Here is an 18485-nt window from a genome sequence, read left to right on the forward strand (position 1 = left end):
TGAGAAGGAATGGGGCATAAACGTTCTATCAGTGATCGTGCTGGCACTCAGTTGATTTACCAGTTGATTTGAATGTACTGAAAGGTGTGATTCTTGGAAGCGGCAATTTTCACCTTTCTATGGTTTTTCCGTCAAATTAACCCAAAATGTGAAAATAGTGAGAGAAGCACTGTTAAGACAGCTCTCTCATACTAATTTAAAGAATTAAATCGTAAGGGTGTACTATGGCGAAGATGCGCTTTATCCTGAAGAAGATGATGAAGACGAAGAGTAATCCTCTTACTCAATCTAAGAAGCCAGCGTTTATCGCTGGCTTTTTTGTGCCTTAAAAATGATAACTGTTGCTAACGATAAATAATTCTCATTTAGTTTCTAGGCATATTGCCTATAACCCTAAGCAACTTGAGTATATAATGCGTGAAAATTGATCTAGCTCAAGGTGTATATGCAACTCTCACTCGCCGGTTTATGGCAAGTCTCTCCACTGACGGACCTTTCTATCCCACAGGATGACATTACTTTCCCTGCTCCTTTGAGTCAGGTATTGCCTACTGAACTGACTGAAGAAGCGATTCGTCAGCAAGAGTGGCACCTGATGCACGACATTGAAGTGGACGAATCCATGATGGCATTCCCAGCGGTAGAAATGGTGTTAGGTGGTGTGGATTACCATGCTGAAGTGCGTTTGAACGGAGTAGCCTTGTTCGACTGTGACGGTTCACAAAGCGTGTACAATAAAGACATTCGTCCGTTCATGCAGATGGGACGTAACCGTTTTGAGATCCTGTTCCTTGAGGAAGAAGAAGATCTTCTGCTGGATGAGGATAAACCAGAGTTGTGCTCACTTGCGGATCATGAATACCAACAGAGTGATGAGCGCTTAGGGGTATGGCAAGAGCCGTATCTGCAGTTTATTCGCAATGTGCGTTTAGACCGTGTAGCAACCGAGCAGATTTGGCACCACGGTGGTGGTTGTGAGTTTAAGGTAGACTTGTACTATCAAACTTTTGCGCCGGGCTTAGTATCGGCATCGGTTAAGTTTAATAGCATGACTTACCATATTCCTATCGATGTCCGAGCGGATCATGCGAGTGCTTTATTCCAGATCGAAGCACCAAAGTATGCCGATCTTAATGATCCCGATCCAAAAGATCTCTACGAACTCGTGGTGGAGTTGGATGGGCAGCGCCAAGCATTTACAGTGGCGCTTAGCCAAGAGCTCTGTGTTACCCATCTTGTACTTTAAGTTTGGGGATAAAACGCTATAGCGTCTTAAGCATCACGACTTCACATGCATCATGCCCTGTTTGTCCTAGCGGGGCATCGAGATTCTCAAAGCCTAGTTTTTCATACAAGCCTACCGCTTCTCTTAGACATTCTGTCGTTTCTAAATAGCACTGCTGATACCCAAACTGTTTCGCCAGTTGTAAGCTCAATGCGACGATGCGTTTGGCTAAACCGTGCCCTCGTGTTTGAGGTAAGAAGTACATCTTTTGCAGCTCACACACATTTGGCTCACCAGCTAAAGGTGCAAAGCCGCCGCCACCCACAATCTCTCCTTGGTATTCGACTACCCAGTAGGCTGCGCCTTGCTGGTCGTAAACCGAGTACATGTCATCAAGCGTTGGATCGGCCACACCATAACCTTTGTCTGCGGTTAAACCGTATTCTGCAGAGACTTTACGAATCACGTCTGCAACTTGCGAGTTATCTGCTTTGGTAAGAGGTCGAAGAACGTACTCCTCAGCCTGACACACTTTTGTTAGCCCTTTTAGGTAAGTCTCTAGACCAAGTTTGAGTTGCTCTTGCTCGTTGTCATCGAGTTGGGTAAGCAGTTGTTCAAAGAAGTTGTTTTGCTGTTGGTCTAGTTGCGATAACGCCTGTAGGCCTTGCTCTGTAAGCGCTACGAGTTGGCTACGTTTGTCTTTTGGGTTTTCGATGCTCTCAACCAGACCTAATTTAATCAAACCGGTAACGGTTCGGCTCGCATTGGACTTGTCGACATTAAGCAGCTGTGCCAGTTGATTGATGGTCAACGGCTGCAGCTGGATTTCACCTAACGCGTGCGCTTGCACTGGAGTGAGAGCGACATCGCCGCATTGTTTATCGAGCATACCAAGCAATCGGACGGCTTGACGGGAGTAGTGTCGGAGTTGACGAGCGTTCATTATCACTTACCTCTGAAAATAAAGTTGCGCACCGCAATTAAATTAATTGCGGTGCGCAACTTTGTCAATGGCAAATGTCATTTTGCTCATTAGGAGGCATATTGAGCCTCCATATTTAAGCGTGTTGGTGTAGGCAAAATTGTGGGGCTTGGCTATCTGATTTACGCATCCATACTTTCTCGTGGAAGTAGTAAGCCACAGTGTTCAAGCTTGGCTCTAGCATCGCCATGATACCGCCGACAAACGCATCACCTGTTAGTAAGTAAACCACGCTAAACGCAACACTGAAGTGGATAGTGGCAAAGCTTGCGGTTTTTAATTTGGTCATCCACTGACGAGCTTTAAGCGCTGGGACTTTTGCCCATGCCTTTTCATGAAAGTAGAAAGCGACGGTGTTCACTGAAGGCTCAATCATGGCAATTAAACTACCAATTAGAATGTCGCCAGTAAGCACGTAAGCGACACTAAACGCGATTGTAAAATGGAGTGCAGCAAAGGTTAGTGTCTTTTTCATGATAATTACTCAATCGTTGTGTTGTTTCGATAGGTCTATTATTGAGAATTATTATCATTAAATCCAATGGGTAGTTAAGATTAGTTTGATAGGTAAAAACTATTAAATAGGAGGGGAAGTCGGAGAGAAGAGCGAATATCTTTGAAAGCTTTCCGAGCGATAAAATGCAAAAAGGGTTGATGCTTTCACATCAACCCTTTGATTCTTTTACTCTAGTCTTTAGCGATTAAAGTGCAGCGATCGTTGTCTTCTGCTCTTCTAGCTTAGCTAGTGTTTCTTTGTAGCCTTCAAGCTTCTCACGCTCTTTAGCAACAACTGCTTCAGGTGCTTTCGCTACGAAGCCTTCGTTACCTAGTTTGCCTTCGATACGCTTGATTTCGCCGTGAGTCTTCTTGATTTCGCCATCTAGACGAGCAAGCTCTGCGTCTTTGTCGATCAGACCCGCCATTGGGATCATCAGCTCAGACTTAGCAACCAAGGCTGTCGCACACGCTGGCGTTTCTTCGTCAGCAGCAAGTACGCGTACAGATTCTAGTTTCGCTAGAGACATCAGTACTTGTTTGTTTGCTTCTAGACGCGCTGCGTCTTCTGCGTTTGCAGCTTTCAGCATAACGTCAAGCGGCTTACCTGGGTTGATGTCGTATTCAGCACGTAGGTTACGGATGCTGGTAATGAACGCTTTCACCCATTCAATATCGTCTAGCGCTTCTTGGTTGAAGTTTGCTTCGTCGAATTGAGGCAGTGCTTGCAGCATGATTGTCTCGCCTTCAACACCTTCAACTAGTGGCTTGATGCTTTGCCAGATAGTTTCAGTGATGTAAGGAATCACTGGGTGAGCCAGACGTAGAGTCTTCTCAAGAACCGTGATTAGTGTACGGCGAGTACCACGCTGTTGCGCTTCAGTACCTTTCCATAGAACTGGTTTAGTTAGCTCTAGGTACCAGTCACAGAATTGGTTCCAGATGAATTCGTAAAGCGTGTTAGACGCCATATCTAGACGGAAGTTGTCGATATGGTTGTTGAACGCTTTCGCCGCTAGTTCAAACTGAGACTCGATCCACTTGTCCGCTAGTGAGTATTCAATCTCACCACCGTTGAAGCCACAATCTTGCTCTTCTGTGTTCATCATTACGTAACGGCTTGCGTTCCATAGTTTGTTACAGAAGTTACGGTAACCCTCAAGACGCTTCATATCCCAGTTGATATCGCGACCTGTTGATGCCATTGCTGCAAGAGTGAAACGTAGTGCGTCTGTACCGTATGCTTCGATACCGTTTTCAAACGTCTTACGAGTGTTCTTCTCGATCTTCTTCGCTAGCTGAGGCTGCATCATGTTGCCACAACGCTTCTCTACTAGAGACTCTAGGTCGATACCATCGATCATGTCGATTGGGTCAAGTACGTTACCTTTCGACTTAGACATCTTGTCGCCGTTTTCGTCACGGATTAGACCAGTAACGTAAACCGTCTTAAATGGTACTTGTGGTTTGCCGTTTTCGTCTTTCACGAAGTGCATGGTCATCATGATCATGCGCGCAACCCAGAAGAAGATGATGTCGAAACCAGTTACTAGTACGTCTGAAGGGTGGAATACTTTCAGATCGTCAGTTTGCTCTGGCCAACCTTGAGTACCGAACGTCCATAGTGCAGAAGAGAACCATGTATCCAGTACGTCTTCGTCTTGGTGAAGTTCAATGACTGACTCTAGGTTGTTGTTCTTACGAACTTCTTCTTCGTCACGACCTACGTAAACATTGCCTTGGTTGTCGTACCAAGCTGGGATGCGGTGACCCCACCATAGCTGACGAGAGATACACCAGTCTTGAACGTCACGCATCCAAGAGAAGTACATGTTTTCGTATTGCTTAGGAACGAATTGGATGTCGCCATTTTCTACTGCTTCAACCGCTGTTTTCGCTAGAGGCGCAGTACGTACGTACCATTGGTCTGTTAGCATTGGTTCGATAACCACGCCACCACGGTCGCCGTAAGGAACTTGTAGATCGTGATCTTTCACTTCTTCAAGTAGACCTAGCTCGTCGAATTCAGCAACGATAGCTTTACGAGCGGCAAAACGCTCCATACCGTGATACTTAGCTGGTAGCTCAGTGCTGTAAGCGTCGCTTGCTTCGCCGTTGGTGTTGAATACTTCAGAAGCGTCACGGATGTTCGCGTCGAAAGTTAGAATGTTGATCATTGGTAGCTGGTGGCGCTTACCAACTTCGTAGTCGTTGAAGTCGTGCGCAGGTGTGATTTTCACACAGCCAGTACCTTTTTCCATATCTGCGTGCTCATCGCCCACGATTGGGATGCGACGATCAACGATAGGAAGGATGATTTCTTTACCGATAAGATCTTTGTAACGTGGATCTTCTGGGTTAACCGCAACACCAGTATCGCCTAGCATGGTCTCTGGACGAGTGGTTGCAACAACGATGTAGTCTTTGCCATCCGCTGTTTTAACGCCATCCGCTAGTGGGTAGCGGAAGTGCCACATGTTGCCTTTGGTGTCTTTGTTCTCTACTTCTAGATCTGAAATCGCTGTGTGTAGCTTTGGATCCCAGTTAACTAGACGCTTACCGCGGTAGATTAGATCGTCTTCGTATAGACGTACGAACACTTCTTGAACAGCGTTAGATAGACCATCGTCCATCGTAAAGCGCTCGCGATCCCAGTCTACAGATGCGCCAAGACGACGAAGCTGCTTAGTGATAGTGCCGCCAGATTCGCCTTTCCATTCCCAGATTTTGTCGATGAAGGCTTCACGACCGTAATCGTGTTTTGTTTTGCCTTCTTCTGCAGCGATCTTACGCTCAACAACCATCTGAGTTGCGATACCTGCGTGGTCCGTACCTACTTGCCAAAGAGTGTTTTTACCCTTCATGCGCTCGCAACGGATAAGCGTATCCATGATCGTATCTTGGAACGCGTGGCCCATGTGTAGGCTACCAGTGACGTTCGGTGGCGGGATCATGATGCTGTATGATTCTTTAGTAGTGTCACCGTGTGGCTTAAAGTAGCCTTTCTCTTCCCAAGTCTGATACAGAGCTTGTTCGATTGAAGTTGGGTTGTATGTCTTTTCCATAGCGCTCTTTTAATGGATACGTTGATGGTTGAATCTAAGTCAATCTTTATAAGTGAACTCTCTGAGTGGAGAGCTTAACTATAAGGATTGACCGTTAAGGATATTGAATTTCGATCGTTTGCAGTTGATAACCTGCCTGACGGTAAATTTTATACCTTTCTCTTGCGAGCTGTTTAGCTTTTTCTTCGCAAGGCACGAAGTCTACCACTTGAGCAAACTTGTTCGCAAAGGTTGTCTCATTTTCCGCCAAATTAATTACCAGCTGACGATTCCAGTTAGGTTTTACACCTTCATGGCCGATTTCAATATTGGTGGCGTATTTCGGTCCTTCGCCTACAAGATTATGTGCCATGAACTTGTCTGCATCAATTTGCCAAAAGGCTTCAGCGAGCTGCTCGGCATGCGGTTTGTCTTGGCAGTTCAGATACACTTTTGCGCCTTGGCGAGCAAAGTGCTGAGCCAAAAAAACAATGTATTCCTCAAAGCCAGCCACCGTTGCTTGCGGGCTCTCTTCGTTAATGATGTAGAAGGTTGCAGTTTGCATCATTCTCTCACTTGCAGTTGGTCTCTTCCTTAAACCATATTAAATCCGATTTTCAATCAAGAAAATCGAGGTAATAAAAAAGGGCCTTGCGGCCCTTTTAGATGTTGTTCAGAAATTACTCTTCTGTCTCTTGGCCGCTGCGGTTCAAAAGGAATTGGACAAGCATTGAGACAGGACGGCCCGTTGAGCCTTTCGCTGCGCCTGATTTCCACGCAGTACCTGCGATATCAAGGTGTGCCCAGTTGTACTTTTTAGCAAACTTAGACAGGAAGCAACCCGCAGTGATAGTACCAGCAGGACGACCGCCGATGTTTGCCATATCAGCAAATGGGCTCTTCAACTGCTCGTGGTACTCGTCTGCCATTGGTAGACGCCATGCACGGTCACTCGCTTGCTCAGAAGCGTTTACTAGCTCATGAGAAAGTGGGTTGTGGTTAGAGATTACGCCGCTGATGTGGTGGCCTAGTGCGATAACACAAGCACCAGTTAGCGTTGCAACATCTACTACGCAGTCTGGTTCGAAACGCTCTACGTAAGTCAGTGCGTCACAAAGAACAAGACGACCTTCCGCATCCGTGTTCAGAACTTCTACAGTTTGGCCTGACATGGTTGTAAGGATATCACCTGGACGGTAAGCGTTGCTGCCTGGCATGTTTTCACAGCCTGCTAGGACACCAATAACGTTGATTGGTAGGTTTAGCTTCGCTAGCGCTTTCATTGTACCGAATACAGATGCTGCACCACACATGTCGTACTTCATCTCATCCATACCTTCACCAGGTTTTAGAGAGATACCGCCTGAATCGAACGTCAGACCTTTACCGACAAGTACGATAGGTTTTGCTTCTGACTCTGGGTTACCTTTGTATTCGATAATCGACATCATTGATTCGTTCTTCGAACCACGACCTACGGCTAGGTAAGATGTCATGCCCAGTTTTTCCATCTCTTGCTCACCAATGATCTTGGTGCTTACGGTTTCGTAATCGTCAGCAAGGCGACGTGCTTGAGAAGCAAGGTACGCAGGGTTTGCGATGTTTGGTGGCATGTTGCCAAGATCTTTTGATGCTTTCACACCAGATGCGATAGCTAGACCGTGAGTGATTGCTTTCTCACCTAGGTTTAGTTCACGACGCGTTGGTACGTTGAATACTAGCTTACGCAGTGGACGACGAGTTTCTGGCTTAACGCTCTTGAACTGATCGAATGTGTAAAGACCATCTTTAGTCGCTTCTACTGCCTGGCGAACTTTCCAGTAAGTATCACGACCCTTAACGTGCAGTTCAGTTAGGAAACACACTGCTTCCATAGAACCTGTTTCGTTAAGTGTGCTGATCGTCTTTTGAATGATTTCCTTGTACTGGCGCTCGCCTAGCTCACGTTCTTTACCACAACCTACAAGTAGAACGCGCTCTGACAAAACACCTGGTACTTGATGCAGTAGCAGCATCTGACCAGGTTTACCCTCTAGATCACCACGGCGAAGTAGTGAACTGATGTAACCGTCACTGATTTTATCAAGTTGCTCGGCTACTGGAGAAAGGCGACGTGGTTCAAACACACCAACAACGATACATGCGCTACGTTGTTTCTCTGGACTGCCACTTTTAACACTGAACTCCATGCGTACTCCTACATCCTGAAGACAAATTGCTCTAAATGTTAGATAATGATCGCTTACTTGTTGAATTTAAGCTCAGGTCTTACCAACAGAGCTGATTTAAGCGCTAACATCTAGTTTATAATTTTAAAAAAATAAATGGTTCAACGGGAAACTATAGTGATTCGACCAAAAAAACAAGTTTTGTATAGGTAATTTCAGCGTGATTATTGTTAGATATTTGATCCGCGAAACACTCAAGAGCCAATTTGCGATTTTCTTCGTGCTTTTTTTGGTATTTTTGAGCCAGAAGTTTATCAGTGTTCTTGCGAAGGCTTCTGACGGGGATATTCCTGCTGGATTGATTTTCTCAGTGGTTGGTTTAAACATGCCAGCAATGGGACTATTAATGCTGCCATTGAGTTTGTACATCGGCATATTGATCACATTTGGTCGCCTATATGCGGAAAGTGAAATCGTGGTGATGAACGCGACAGGCATCGGAAACAAGTTCTTGGTGCAGGCCGCGCTATGCCTGGCAATCATTACTTCCGGTGTGGCGGCGTTCAATGCTCTTTGGCTATCGCCTTGGTCGCAAGACCGCGTAGAGCAACTTTACGATCAAGTTGAAGCCGAAAACAGCGTAGACTTACTTCAGAAAGGTCAGTTCCAAGGGACACCGGATGGATCTTCTGTCGTCTTTATTGATGACATCAAAGACAGCACGCTCAGCAATGTGTTTGTCGCACAGATGCGCCCTCGTGACTCTATCTTGCCTAGCGTCATGTTCTCTTCTTCTGGTGAAGTAAAAGAACTGGCGGATGGTCGCCAGATCATCACCATGCATGAGGGGACGCGTTATGAAGGTGTGCCGACTCGTGTTGAGTACATGGTGACTAAGTTCGATCAATATGAAGGGGTGATTGGCCAGCGAGAGGTGAAGCAAAAGGGACGTGATTGGGAGGCGTACCCAACGCTAGACTTGATTGGTCACCCAGATCCTGAAGCACAAGCTGAGCTGCAATGGCGTATTTCGCTGTTCGTTTGTATTCCACTGTTAACCATGCTGGTCATTCCTTTGTCTGCGGTAAACCCGCGTCAGGGACGCTTCGCTAAAATGGGCCCGGCTATCTTGATTTACCTCGCGTACTTCCTGGCAATCAGTGCGACGAAATCTGCGCTCGAGGAAGGCACTTTTCCTGCAGCTATTGGTATGTGGCCAATCAATGCGATGTTACTGATTGTCGCTATCTTAGCCAACATGATGGACAGTGTTCCCGTTCGAAGAATGAAAGACAAATTTCGCAAGAAGAGGCTCGCATAGGCAGTGTTTAAACTCTTAGATCTTTACATCGGTAGAACCATCATCTCTACCACCGCCCTTGTCCTGGCGACCTTTGTCGGCTTGTCGGGCATCATTAAGTACGTCGAGCAATTACGCAAAGTGGGGCGTGGTGCTTACGACTTAATGCATGCGCTTTATTTTGTATTGTTAAGTATTCCCCGCGATATCGAAATGTTCTTCCCAATGGCGGCGCTACTGGGCGCTTTGATTGGTTTGGGCATGCTGGCATCAAGCTCTGAACTTGTGGTTATGCAAGCGGCGGGCTTCTCTAAGTTGGATATCGGTTTATCAGTGCTTAAGACCGCGGTGCCATTGATGCTTATCGTCATGACGTTGGGTCAATGGGGCGCACCTGAAGCGCAAAAGATGGCGCGTGACCTACGTGCATTTGCTTTGTCTGGTGGTAGCATTGTATCAGTGCGGGCAGGGGTATGGGCTCGTGATGCCAATGACTTCATCTTTATCGGAAAAGTGGAAGATGACAAACTCTACGGTTTGAACATGTGGCGTTTCGATGAAGATAAGAAACTAGATAAAGTCATCTTTGCTGAAGAAGTGGATTACCAGCAAGACAACAACTGGTTGATGCGTTACGTACAAGTCACGGATATGGAGAATGAGAACGTCATTACCAAGCGTGACGTAGAGCAGATGGAATGGCACACCTCGCTCGCGCCAGATAAGCTTGCGGTTGTAACGGTAAAGCCAGAAGAGCTTTCTCTAAGCGGTTTGTATGATTATGTGAGCTACTTGAAAGCGACAGAACAAGATGCTTCACGTTATGAACTGGCATTTTGGCGTAAGCTTTCTCAGCCGCTTTCCATCGCGGTCATGATGCTGATGGCGCTGTCCTTTGTATTCGGACCATTGCGTAGCGTGACTATGGGAGCGAGGGTGCTCTCGGGGGTAGTTGCAGGTTTTACCTTCTACATATCCAGTGAGTTCTTTGGGCCGCTTACCTTGGTGTACGGCATTCCGCCAGTATTCGGTGCATTGGCCCCTAGCTTGGTGTTCCTAGCAATCGCGATATCCTTACTAAGAAGAAAACTGTAGGCTTTCAAAAGCGATAAACATAAGAAAGGAAGGTACTCTGCCTTCCTTTTCTATTCTGCTTTTGCTGTTTCGCTATTTTGCTTTCGGTAAGACAACAACTTCGGTTTTTGCCCAAATATCGTGGAAACCACGTTTTTGTGGGTCAATTGGCACCGTTAAGTTTGCTAAGCCGAAGCCTGAAGTTGAGATACGAATTAGCGCCTGAGTAATCGTAATTGGTGAGCCATCTTTACTGTTACGGATTTGCATCTTCCAAGCTCGCATACCTAAGGTTTGTCCTGCGCGAGTCCAGAAGAATACAAAGAAGTAGATCCACACCACAGCCAGATACAGGGTAAACAAAGGACTTAATACCGGATGCTTTCCGAGCATGTCTGCAGCATCCACATATTCTCCATAGTTCAACAAGTCTGCTGCATTAAGCGCGAAAACAATCGCCATTACCACGCCCGCAGCCATCATCTCAATCGCGAGGATAATCAGTGTGTCGTAAAACAACGCTGCGAGTCGACGAAAAAAGCCTGCTGGTGGAAGAGTTGTAGAAGTAGTCATAGTTCCATCACTTACCTTTAAAATTGTGCGTCAGAATATAGATTCCATTAGCTTGTGAAAAGAGAGCTAACGCACAGAGTCTCTAATTATGGGCAAATCACAAACTTGAATACGGCTCTAAAGCTAATCAACCATCCAACAAAGCAACCGAGTTCAAACTTCCTACCATGGAACCTGTGAAAGCCCCAAACATGGGTTACCTTGCTTAGAAAACAAGATTACGAATGATGTAATAGAGGAGCAAGGTGATCGTAATTACAGGCGCAAGCAGTGGTTTAGGTGCACAGCTCGCTAAGTTGTACGATGCCCAAGGCGAAGAAACACTGTTAACTGACCGCAGCGAAAAGAAGTTAAATACGCTTGCTCAACACCTCTCAAATAAAGCTCAGGTGCGAAGTTGTGATCTGATCGATGCATCGCAAGTGGAGAATTTATTTGATGGGTTACCTCAAGCGCGTACTGACGTGATTCATTGTGCGGGAAGTGGTTATTTTGGTTTGTTGGCCGACCAAGACTCGCAAGAGATTCAAAAGCTGATTGAAAATAATCTCACCTCCGCAATTCATGCCCTAAAAGAGTTGGTAAAGCGTTATCAAGAGCAGCCTGTAAATGTTGTGATGGTGATGTCGACAGTGGCACAACAGCCAAAGGCAAAAGAATCGACTTATTGTGCGGTGAAGTGGGCTGTGAAAGGTTTGATTGAGTCCGTTCGTATGGAATTAAAAGGTAAACCAATGAAAATTATTGCCGTATATCCAGGTGGCATGGCAACCGAGTTTTGGGAGACGAGTGGCAAGTCATTAGATACGAGCAGCTTTATGATTGCCGATAACGCGGCGCGAATGAGCCATAGTGCGCTATCTAATATTGGTAATGGTTACGTTTCGGATATTACCGTTAACCGTTTATAGGGTTTAATGGTTGGTGTTATAACAAAGTGAAATGGCAGACTGAGCTAAGATGAGATCTCCTTTGTCACACTTTGTGGCGAAATTATCAGCAAACGATAGTTATTTAAGTTTTTTCTGCTTGCGCAGGTCAAAAGCTTCCGTATAATGCCAACCATCAAAGGGCAATAGCCCAGAGATGCCGGTGTGGTGAAATTGGTATACACGACGGATTCAAAATCCGTTGCCTTCGGGCGTGGCGGTTCAAGTCCGCCCACCGGTACCATATTTAAACAACAAAGCCTCGACTCACGTCGGGGCTTTGTTGTTTCTTGCACAATCAAAAGCTTACCTCGACTTTCCTTTTCTGTTATCTGCACTTTTCTCCGGCTTTGTTGCGTAATTCAATGGAACTAAATCCAGAACCTACGAACTGATCCGTTACGTCCACGATCTCTCGTAGCCCTATGCTTAAACCACGTTACAAAACAACCAACAGGAAGCCATTCAACCAATCACTCATTTACCGTGGCTCTTTGACTTTTTGGATTGATGAAGGGCGATAAGCGGGGGGCGCAAAGCAGCATATTGCCGTCGATAACAGCACTCATGAAATTATTGCCGCTGAGCTAAGTTTATCGACGGTTAAGGATGGGGGTAGTTTCTACCGAATTTACTGGAACAAACACGCCGAAGTATCCTCAAGGTATCTGATGATGGGGCTTATGACACGAGAGCTAGTCACGTTGCTATTAAGATTAAGGGAGTCATTGCGCTTATTCTCCCAAGAGAAGGGGCACCCTTCTGGGAGCGGGGTCACCCTAGAAACCTCGCCGTGGGTTGTCAGAAGTTATAAGGTTCAAATAAGTATTGGAAAAAAAGGTATGGATACCACAAACGTTCACTCTCAGAAACCGCGATGCATCGAGTTAAACAGCTGCTAGGAGGGCAACTGAGCTTAAGATGTTACAATGCTCAGGTGGGTTAAACTTACGCGATGATAAAAGTGTTGAACAAGCTTACTGGGCTAGGTACGCCTGAAACTTATCGTGTTGACTAAGAAATGCACAAAATAGGTAACTCTGTCTCTAAACTGAATTACGCAACAAAGCTCTTTTTATTGCTGAATATAAGAGAAAACAGCCAATATGGCGGCGGTGACTCGTATTCTGGAGAGCAGTAAGTTGTTACAGCAGCTATAATGTGTCTACCCATGTCATATCAAGGTGTTTATTTTAGCGATAAGTGAGAGGTTGGTAGGTATTGCCATACTGCTCTCTCAACTAGAGACGTTGATTTAATTTGGGTATAAATGCCAGTAATTGCTAGTCTATACTTAGCGTGGTGTGTATGAGCTGGCGAAAGTTATTAGCTTGAGGGCAGGGTAAAAGATGGCATTTTATTTTGTCCATAACAAGGCGGTGTGGATTAAACAAGTAGGAGAGAGCAATGGCAGATGCAAACAACAATACAACTAATTGGCCTGAGTTGGCAGGGGCTTTGTATGATAAGCTTATTGAGCGTCAGGCTGAATTAACGTATGAATTGGACAAGATTGAGATCGGTGTACCTAGTGGTGCTGGCGAAAAATCGGATCATTCGACTTGGACTATCAGTGGTAGCATCAGTATTCGAGGTCGAAACTTAGAGTAATATATGCTGAGTATTCATGGAGCGTTAGTCATGGAGGTGGATGACAAAACTATCCACCTTTTTGTCAATGAACAGACAATTACCCTTCACCTAAGTGATCCTACATTGCTGATAGCGTGCCTTGAACTTGTGCGGTCATTGAAAATCAATTTTCGCTCTTTTATGAGAAAGGTAGACTCATCGTCGTTATTTCGATTGATTATTACAGTCCCTAGTGGTGCCACGATAACAGTCACTGAGCGAACAGGATGGCCTAAACGTTTTCTGCCTCTATCTATTGTGGTCACTAATAAATCATATTGGTTAAAGGTAACGTCTAAGCTGTGGCAATGTTATCGACGGTGAACCATCGCAGTTCAAACACTTTTTGTTATCGTAAAGAATACCCAACTTGATCTCAGTATTTATCAGACATAACTAATGTGTCTCAAGGGGGTAAAAATCTGTTGCCTTAGGGTGTGGCATTTCAAGTCCGCCCACCGATACCATATTTTAAGACAGAGCCTGACGGAAGTCGGGGCTTTGTTTTATCAGATGTTTGTGAATTCAAATTCAGCGTGGCGGCAGGAGTGCCAGCCCAGTCAAGTCACTCGCCAGTACCATACATAGAAAGGTCGCTTTTATAGCGGCCTTTGGTCGTTTTGGGTGTCTGGAAACGGCCGAAGAAAGTTAGCGTTGCCTTCGCGGTGGCATCAGGAGTACCTGTCCAATAAACTCAGTCTACCGATAATCATATGCTTAAGGCAGATCCTCGACGTTATGATGCCTCAAAATAAAAAAAGTGCGAGGGGTATGCCTCGCGCAAAATACTACATGGTGATAATAGGAACAGCCTGTAGAGCTGTGAACAAGATGTTCTGAGTGCTTGGAGTCTAATCCGCTTGCGATATGTGTGGTACGCTGACTAGGTAGCGGAGACCTTGATAAGTTACGACATCACCAGTTTCATAAGCAAAGTTTAGTGTCCAGTTAGTTGTAGGAGCGGCATTTGTCCAAAAGCTAGACGTTGAAGACGGTGCCCAATCCTGTTTTGCGACACGTGTTGTAACCGCTTTATAAACAGTACCTAAATGCGTTTTGTAATCACTAGCACGTATGCCTGGCCGACTTGCCAAACTGGTATGTAGTTATCCATGGTATCGAAAACGTATCCTGCTTCTTTTGCTATTTGGATAAACTTAGCCAGCTTCGGTAAGTTTTTGGTTGCTCCCATGCCGCGTTTGCCATCTTCGAATAAGAACTCATGTGTTAACACGATAACTTTGTCTGCGTGTAGCGGAGTACTACAAGGGAATTCCTGCGCTTTGGAGTTGATAGGATTGATCTTTCTTGGCACACAACTGTTAAGAGCGGTGTCGACATAGCCTAGGAAAGGTTCTGCTTCCGTCAAACTATTTGCTGGCATTGCAATGCCTTAGTTCTTCGGTGCCCAGTCGAGCTCTCACTCATGAGTTTGATGGCCTTTATTCGCAAGAATATTTTGTACTTCAATGGAAGCCTTTACACTATTCGATGGATTACCTGTGTCACACACATAGCCCGGTTCCCAGGGCTTTAGATCGCCAGAAGTTGCGCACAAGCTCTCCGCTTTGAAGGTCTTTGTTACACGTCAACCATTGGTGTAAGGCAATCGTGCAAACTCTTCACCGCGATAGTTTGGATAACTGTTGATATCCGGCAAGTATCTTTCCAATATAGCTAAGTTCTCGGCAAACGTACCCACATCATAAACAGGATTTTGGTAAGAGTTGATTTGATGATTGCCGGTTGCATTACACTCTGCACCGCTGTTTGGGCCAAATTCTTCGACACAGTTATGGATCATATGGGCGTAACTATGGTTAGCAACGATATGCCCAGTGACTAGAGCAAGTTTAAGTGCTTCTAAAACACGCTCCTAATTCTCATCTCCAATGCCGTCCAAATGCCAAGCGTTAAAGTAGAAAGTACCTTTAACTCCGTGTTGATTAAGCACATTAATAACGTCGATAGACGGCTTTGTTGCGTAATTCAGCTCCGGGATAGAGCAGCCCGTTTCATGTGTTTCTTCGTCAATACGATAAGTTTCAGGCATACCTAACCCAGTAAGCTTGTTCAACGCTTTGATCTCCACGAATAAAACATAAGTATTTTGGTCTAGTTGTATTATGGTAAGGATAAAAGATGTAGCCGAACTTGCGGGAATAAACCGTTCCATCGTGTCTCGCATTATTAATGGGGAAGGCAAGTTCCGCGATGAGACGAGAAAGAAAGTTGAAGCTGCTATGGCGGAGCTTAACTATCGTCCAAGCGCTATTGCTCGTTCACTGGCACTTCATCGGGTAACACGGTCGGCCTCTTGGTTACTTACTACACGGGTGGATTCTTTGGTGAGGTGATGGAACAAGTGCAGATCGAATTGGACATGTATAAGACATATCTGATGACTGCGCGAGGCCACCACTCTGCTGACGGGGAATGAGAAGCTGTCTAACGCTTTAATGACCTACGTTGCGATGGCTGCGTGCTTCACAGTCGTTACCTATCTGATGATGACTTGCGAGAACTTGCAAAGCAACCAACGCCATTTGTGTTGCTCGATCGTTTTGTCGAAGGTATCGAGGAGCGCTGCGTTACCTTCAATCATCATCATGCCAGTCGAATTGCTGTCGAGCACTTAGTCGCTGGTGGTCATAAAAATATTGCCGTACAACAGGCCCCTCTCAATGTCATAATAGTTTAGTGAGAAAGCTCGGCTATGTTGATGCGATGAAAACTGCTGGTGTTGATATAGACGAGAGCTGGTGTGAAGAAGGTAATTATGGACGTCAAAGTGGCAACGACGCAATGGCCGCTATTTATCACCGACATCCTGAAGTGACGGCTGTGTTTTCATGTAGTGAAGAGGTGACGGTCGGAGTAATGCAGCTCTTGCAGGGTAAACGCATATCAGTACCAGAGCAAATCTCATTAGTAAGTTTCGATAGTGTGGATTTATGTGAAAGTCTCTACCTTACGGTATCAGCTGTGCATTTTCCTATCAGTGATATGGCAAGAGTCGCTGTACAAACGTTAATGGGTTTGATTAAAGACCAGCAATTACATACCAAGCCAGTATTTGAAGCGGAACTAAAATGTCGTAAAGCAGACCGCACACTTTCCTAACTCGATTTCTAACTCTACTCTGTACAAGTTTGTTGATGGCATGCACAGAGCTGCTTTATTCACGCGCCTTATTGATGAATTCATTTACAAAATCTACTAGTATCGGACGCCTATCATCAAAGTCTTATCAGCAGTGGAACAGTGGCAGCAATTAAACTTACAGTGGATCGTATTCAGCCCGGGTTACATATCCGTCTTCCGCTAAAGTGGAACGATCACCCGTTTCTACTCAACAGCTTCAAAGTTAAAGACCAAGAACAAGTGGAGATGATCCGTCATCTTGGCGTGAAGTTCGTATATTTTAATCCTGATCAAAGCGAGGCCTCCCCTTTACCGGCGAATCAACCTCAAGCAGAAGTAAAGCAAGATCATGCGTTAGATCTTGAAGCACAAAAACTATGGCAAGAAAAACAAAAGCGAATTGAAAAGCTGAGTGCTTATCGTCGTCGCGTCATCCAATGCGAAAAAGAATTCGAACGCTCGCTTGCTCGAATGCGTTCAGTTATGACCAAGATTCGCAACCGACCTGCTGATGCTGTAGGGGAAGCGAAGCAACTCATCGACGATATCGTTGAGAAGTTAATGTGTGATGACAATGTGACTCTTCATTTGATGAACGGAAAGAATGAATTTGAAGATATCTATTTCCATTCTCTCAACGTTGCTGTCATTGCGATGATGATTGGGCGAGCGAAGGGTTACTCTGCAGAGCAACTTAAAGCGCTTTCTTTTGAGGCTTTGTTCCATGATATGGGCAAAATCAAAATTCCAACAGCCATATTAAGGAAGCAAGTTCCCCTCAGTGAACCTGAAAGCAACTATCTAAAGCTGCACACCAAGTATGGCTTAGATATGGCTAATGAGATTGAAGGCTTTCCAGAAAGTGCAAAGACGGTAATAGTACAGCATCACGAGCTTCGTGATGGCTCAGGTTACCCTGAAGGCCTAAAAGGAGATGAGATTGATGAACTTGCACAAGTGATTATTGTAGCTAACGCTTTTGATAATCTGTGCCATACCCCGGTTGCTGCTGAGCAAAAAATCCCATATACGGCACTTTCCCACTTATATAAGAACTGCAAACACCTATATAAAGAAGAGAACCTTAATATCTTAATTAAGTTTATGGGGGTGTTCCCTCCAGGGACTGTGGTTCAGCTTTCTAATAATATGGTGGGTTTAGTTATCTCAGTGAATGCATCTCATCTATTGTTTCGAATGTGCTGGTCTACGATCCAGCGGTTCCCAGAACTCAAGCGCCAATTATCGACCTTGCATCAAAGGATATAAAGATAGTTAATGCGATTCATCCATCTAAATTGCCGGAAAAAATCAAAGAGTACCTCAATCCGCGTTCACGCATTTCTTACTTCTTCGATAGTGACGAGTAGTTATCCACAGCTTTTTGTGGGTAAGTTGTAGAGATCTTGAGTGTTATTTCTGGGTAATTTTAAGGTTGGATGGAAAGTATCCATTTGGCATATTTTTTTAGAAAAAATGCATTTTTAGTATTGCCAAAGAAAATCTTCTCCCTATAATGCGCATCCATCGACACGGCAGACGCCATAAGGCTTCAGCAGAGTCGGAGAGGTAAAAAGCTTCTACGAAAAATTAGTTGAAAAAAGTGTTTGACACTCTCAATTATCTCGCTAGAATGCACCTCCGCTTTGAGAGAAAACTTCTTGATAAGCAAGTTCTTTAACAATATAGACCTATCAATCTGTGTGGGCACTCGTTGATGATAATCCAATTAGAAACTTCGGTTTCAAATTAGGTTTCAATGATACGAAGTGACCATTGAATCGAAAGATTCAGCACAGTCAATTCATTATCGTTCTGTTGGAACGATAATAGCTTTAAAATTACATAAGTAGTTTTGAAGTCAGTATTCATTGAGCATCTCCCTATTTATTTAGGGGGTCAAAAACTTTAAATTGAAG

The 18485-nt window shown here is 45.0% G+C and carries 11 protein-coding genes, 1 tRNA gene and 4 pseudogenes; 9 read left to right on the plus strand and 7 right to left on the minus strand.

The window, feature by feature from the left end; translation table 11 throughout:
• Nucleotides 1-445: 445 nt before the first annotated feature.
• Nucleotides 446-1246 (plus strand): hypothetical protein, encoded by an 801-nt coding sequence (locus KIV40_RS08275; protein ID WP_134977864.1) that lies wholly within the window; start codon nucleotides 446-448, stop codon nucleotides 1244-1246.
• A gap of 16 nt (nucleotides 1247-1262) precedes the next feature.
• Here KIV40_RS08275 and KIV40_RS08280 read toward each other — a convergent pair whose 3' ends face one another.
• The 5 genes from KIV40_RS08280 to pepA all read right to left on the minus strand — a co-directional run bounded on the left by KIV40_RS08280 (nucleotide 1263) and on the right by pepA (nucleotide 7935).
• The gene (locus KIV40_RS08280; RefSeq protein ID WP_285348654.1) at nucleotides 1263-2168 is read right to left on the minus strand and encodes a bifunctional helix-turn-helix transcriptional regulator/GNAT family N-acetyltransferase; all 906 of its coding nucleotides are present in this window, start codon (nucleotides 2166-2168) and stop codon (nucleotides 1263-1265) included.
• A gap of 115 nt (nucleotides 2169-2283) precedes the next feature.
• Nucleotides 2284-2682, minus strand: coding sequence for a DUF2061 domain-containing protein (locus KIV40_RS08285; RefSeq protein WP_005441986.1), 399 nt, complete (start codon nucleotides 2680-2682; stop codon nucleotides 2284-2286).
• Nucleotides 2683-2908: 226 nt separating this feature from the next.
• Nucleotides 2909-5767 carry a valine--tRNA ligase gene (locus tag KIV40_RS08290; protein WP_005432830.1) on the minus strand — a complete coding sequence of 953 codons (2859 nt, stop codon included), beginning with the start codon at nucleotides 5765-5767 and terminating at the stop codon, nucleotides 2909-2911.
• A gap of 94 nt (nucleotides 5768-5861) precedes the next feature.
• Nucleotides 5862-6311, minus strand: coding sequence for a DNA polymerase III subunit chi (locus tag KIV40_RS08295; RefSeq protein WP_005432852.1), 450 nt, complete (start codon nucleotides 6309-6311; stop codon nucleotides 5862-5864).
• A gap of 115 nt (nucleotides 6312-6426) precedes the next feature.
• Nucleotides 6427-7935, minus strand: coding sequence for a leucyl aminopeptidase (gene pepA / locus KIV40_RS08300; RefSeq protein WP_010648061.1), 1509 nt, complete (start codon nucleotides 7933-7935; stop codon nucleotides 6427-6429).
• A 199-nt stretch (nucleotides 7936-8134) separates the two neighbouring features.
• Between pepA and lptF the strand changes: the two genes are divergently transcribed.
• Together lptF and lptG are read left to right on the plus strand one after the other, a co-directional pair.
• The gene (gene lptF / locus KIV40_RS08305) at nucleotides 8135-9235 is read left to right on the plus strand and encodes an LPS export ABC transporter permease LptF (RefSeq protein ID WP_005534255.1); all 1101 of its coding nucleotides are present in this window, start codon (nucleotides 8135-8137) and stop codon (nucleotides 9233-9235) included.
• 3 nt (nucleotides 9236-9238) lie between these two features.
• Nucleotides 9239-10309 carry an LPS export ABC transporter permease LptG gene (gene lptG / locus KIV40_RS08310; protein WP_285348656.1) on the plus strand — a complete coding sequence of 357 codons (1071 nt, stop codon included), beginning with the start codon at nucleotides 9239-9241 and terminating at the stop codon, nucleotides 10307-10309.
• Nucleotides 10310-10381: 72 nt separating this feature from the next.
• Here lptG and KIV40_RS08315 read toward each other — a convergent pair whose 3' ends face one another.
• Nucleotides 10382-10861, minus strand: coding sequence for an RDD family protein (locus KIV40_RS08315; RefSeq protein WP_012128963.1), 480 nt, complete (start codon nucleotides 10859-10861; stop codon nucleotides 10382-10384).
• A gap of 245 nt (nucleotides 10862-11106) precedes the next feature.
• Here KIV40_RS08315 and KIV40_RS08320 point away from each other — a divergent pair, with 245 nt between their 5' ends.
• From KIV40_RS08320 to KIV40_RS08335, 4 genes and pseudogenes are all read left to right on the plus strand, one after another.
• Entirely contained in the window at nucleotides 11107-11772 is a 666-nt protein-coding gene (locus KIV40_RS08320) for an SDR family NAD(P)-dependent oxidoreductase (RefSeq protein WP_285348659.1), read from the plus strand.
• Nucleotides 11773-11949: 177 nt separating this feature from the next.
• Nucleotides 11950-12034 (plus strand) — tRNA-Leu (locus KIV40_RS08325).
• Between the two features lie 292 nt (nucleotides 12035-12326).
• A pseudogene (locus KIV40_RS08330) lies at nucleotides 12327-12808 on the plus strand (IS5 family transposase); the annotation flags it as partial.
• 389 nt (nucleotides 12809-13197) lie between these two features.
• Nucleotides 13198-13401 (plus strand): hypothetical protein, encoded by a 204-nt coding sequence (locus KIV40_RS08335; protein WP_012128961.1) that lies wholly within the window; start codon nucleotides 13198-13200, stop codon nucleotides 13399-13401.
• A gap of 872 nt (nucleotides 13402-14273) precedes the next feature.
• Here the strand turns inward: KIV40_RS08335 and KIV40_RS08340 are convergent.
• Nucleotides 14274-15394, minus strand: a pseudogene (locus tag KIV40_RS08340) (carbohydrate-binding protein); the annotation flags it as partial.
• 154 nt (nucleotides 15395-15548) lie between these two features.
• On the opposite strand from KIV40_RS08340, the pseudogene KIV40_RS08345 reads away from it, so the two are divergent.
• Both KIV40_RS08345 and KIV40_RS08350 read left to right on the plus strand, forming a co-directional pair.
• Nucleotides 15549-16545: pseudogene (locus KIV40_RS08345) on the plus strand (LacI family DNA-binding transcriptional regulator).
• 141 nt (nucleotides 16546-16686) lie between these two features.
• Nucleotides 16687-17936 (plus strand): annotated as a pseudogene (locus KIV40_RS08350) (HD-GYP domain-containing protein).
• Nucleotides 17937-18485 lie beyond the last annotated feature (549 nt).

Source organism: Vibrio sp. D173a, assembly GCF_030248475.1.

What these genes read in the sequence shown, in the direction of transcription:
- KIV40_RS08275 (WP_134977864.1), top strand. Translation starts at nt 446, where the DNA reads ATGCAACTCTCACTCGCCGGTTTATGGCAAGTCTCTCCACTGACGGAC.
- KIV40_RS08280 (WP_285348654.1), bottom strand. Translation starts at nt 2,168, where the DNA reads ATGAACGCTCGTCAACTCCGACACTACTCCCGTCAAGCCGTCCGATTG.
- KIV40_RS08285 (WP_005441986.1), bottom strand. Translation starts at nt 2,682, where the DNA reads ATGAAAAAGACACTAACCTTTGCTGCACTCCATTTTACAATCGCGTTT.
- KIV40_RS08290 (WP_005432830.1), bottom strand. Translation starts at nt 5,767, where the DNA reads ATGGAAAAGACATACAACCCAACTTCAATCGAACAAGCTCTGTATCAG.
- KIV40_RS08295 (WP_005432852.1), bottom strand. Translation starts at nt 6,311, where the DNA reads ATGCAAACTGCAACCTTCTACATCATTAACGAAGAGAGCCCGCAAGCA.
- pepA (WP_010648061.1), bottom strand. Translation starts at nt 7,935, where the DNA reads ATGGAGTTCAGTGTTAAAAGTGGCAGTCCAGAGAAACAACGTAGCGCA.
- KIV40_RS08315 (WP_012128963.1), bottom strand. Translation starts at nt 10,861, where the DNA reads ATGACTACTTCTACAACTCTTCCACCAGCAGGCTTTTTTCGTCGACTC.
- KIV40_RS08335 (WP_012128961.1), top strand. Translation starts at nt 13,198, where the DNA reads ATGGCAGATGCAAACAACAATACAACTAATTGGCCTGAGTTGGCAGGG.